At 61.9% G+C, this 1,626-nt stretch carries 2 protein-coding genes and 1 tRNA gene; 1 reads left to right on the top strand and 2 read right to left on the bottom strand.

The window, feature by feature from the left end; all coding sequences use genetic code 11:
- Window positions 1-108 precede the first annotated feature (108 nt).
- Window positions 109-978 carry a carboxylesterase family protein gene (locus tag AB4099_RS35165; protein ID WP_441481500.1) on the bottom strand — a complete coding sequence of 290 codons (870 nt, stop codon included), beginning with the start codon at window positions 976-978 and terminating at the stop codon, window positions 109-111.
- Here AB4099_RS35165 and AB4099_RS35160 point away from each other — a divergent pair.
- Window positions 962-1,381 carry a type 2 periplasmic-binding domain-containing protein gene (locus AB4099_RS35160; RefSeq protein ID WP_441481499.1) on the top strand — a complete coding sequence of 140 codons (420 nt, stop codon included), beginning with the start codon at window positions 962-964 and terminating at the stop codon, window positions 1,379-1,381. The two genes, AB4099_RS35165 and AB4099_RS35160, sit on opposite strands and share 17 nt — an antisense overlap.
- Window positions 1,382-1,529: 148 nt before the next feature.
- Here AB4099_RS35160 and AB4099_RS35155 read toward each other — a convergent pair.
- Window positions 1,530-1,606, bottom strand: a tRNA-Met gene (locus tag AB4099_RS35155).
- Window positions 1,607-1,626 lie beyond the last annotated feature (20 nt).

The raw sequence follows: 1,626 nt of genomic DNA, 5'->3' as shown, positions 1-1,626 counted from the left end.
AAATCCATCCACGACAATCATCACGAACGACCCAGGCAAATCACCTCGCACCTGCCGGCTTCAAATCGGAATGGGGTGCCGGAATGAAATCGGAACAGGGTGCCGAATTCATATCGGAATTGCCCGCCGAATTCGTCGGAATCCGCACTGACTGAAGAGCCAAGTGCGCCATTCCGGCGCCAGGAACTGATCCGGGCTGACTTTATGGTCCATCCCGTCATAGGTCACGAACATCGGCGAACCGCCAGCCAGGGCCAACGCATCGGCCCATGATCTCGATGCGGCATACGGATTCTCGCGGTCAGCCGTTCCATGGACGATCAGGAACGGGACCTTCGCCGCTTGTTTCGCCAGGCTGCGATGCGGCGGAACCCCCGAGAATGCGACGACGCCGGCGAACGCCTTGGGCTTTGTTGCCGCGGCGATGATCCCCGCCGACGCCCCCATCGAGAACCCGACCAGGTAGACCCGCTGCGGATCGATCGGCAAGCGCCGTTTCAAGTCCTCGACCAATGCCAGAACGTCGGCAAGGTGGTCGCTCGGTTTTGCAACCCGATTGCCGCCGTCGCCGGTATAGTTCGCGCTGCGCGTCGGAAATTGCGGCACGACGACATAGGACGGAAATTCACGGGCAATTGTGGGAGCAGCCCAACTCCGGATGAAGGGCCCGACCTGACTGACATTATCGGTGCCGATCCCGCCCGATGCATGCAGTGCGATGACGAGCGGCGGCTTCGCTTCGCTTTGAGCGGCCGGCGAGAGCAGGCGATAGGGAATGCTGTGCCCGTTGGGAGCGGCGAAGACGCTCGGCTCGAATGCATCGATCGGCATTTTGCCGAGGGACTCAACCGCGGCCAACGCTGCCGGTGAAGGCCGGGAGATGCGCTGCTCTTCCCTGACTTCACCGGCTTGAGCCGCGCAGCCGGCTATAGCGAACGCCGCAAGCAGCGTCGCGGCAGGATTGAGCGATCGGCGCATTGTGTCCTCATGGGTTTTCAGGATCTCAGGGTTCGCCGCCTCTTCATCTGCCGTCGTTCGACGCTTCACAAACGGTCAAATCTCGACCGAGCCGATAGATTTTCTTTGGGGCCATGGGGTCGTCGATGATGCTCTCACTTCGTCGGGGCGGCGCAGGACGATCGCGGTCACGACACCGCATTTTGCGGCCGTGCCGTTCCTGCTGAAAGGAGCCCGCCTGGTATCGACCGTGCCCGAACGTCCTGTGCGGATCTTTGCCGAACGCTTCGGCCTGGAAACCTGTCCGGTTCCGCTGGAATTGCCGGATTCGGACGTCTCGATGATCCGGCACGCGTCCTATGACCATGACCCGGCGCATCGTTGGTTACGCGAAACCATCTCCGGGCTCGCCGCAGGGCTCTAGAGCGGCCGTGGACGATAGGGCCCATTAGCGGGCTGCGGCGCTTGAGGCCATGTGTCGGCTGGTGCGCCTCGCGTGGCGGCTGGCGACATCAGCCCGTTGAACGACGAAAACCCCGCCTCTTTTGAGAGACGGGGTTTGATATTTGATTTGGTTGCGGGGGCCAGATTTGAACTGACGACCTTCAGGTTATGAGCCTGACGAGCTACCGGGCTGCTCCACCCCGCGGTAAAGGGAACGCGGCGCTG

The organism is Allobosea sp. 2KB_26 (assembly GCF_052115715.1).
In the GTDB taxonomy this organism is placed as follows: Bacteria; Pseudomonadota; Alphaproteobacteria; order Rhizobiales; family Beijerinckiaceae; genus Allobosea.
The sequence above is the reverse complement of the archived record's forward strand: the minus strand, read 5'-3'. Positions and strand labels throughout refer to the sequence as shown.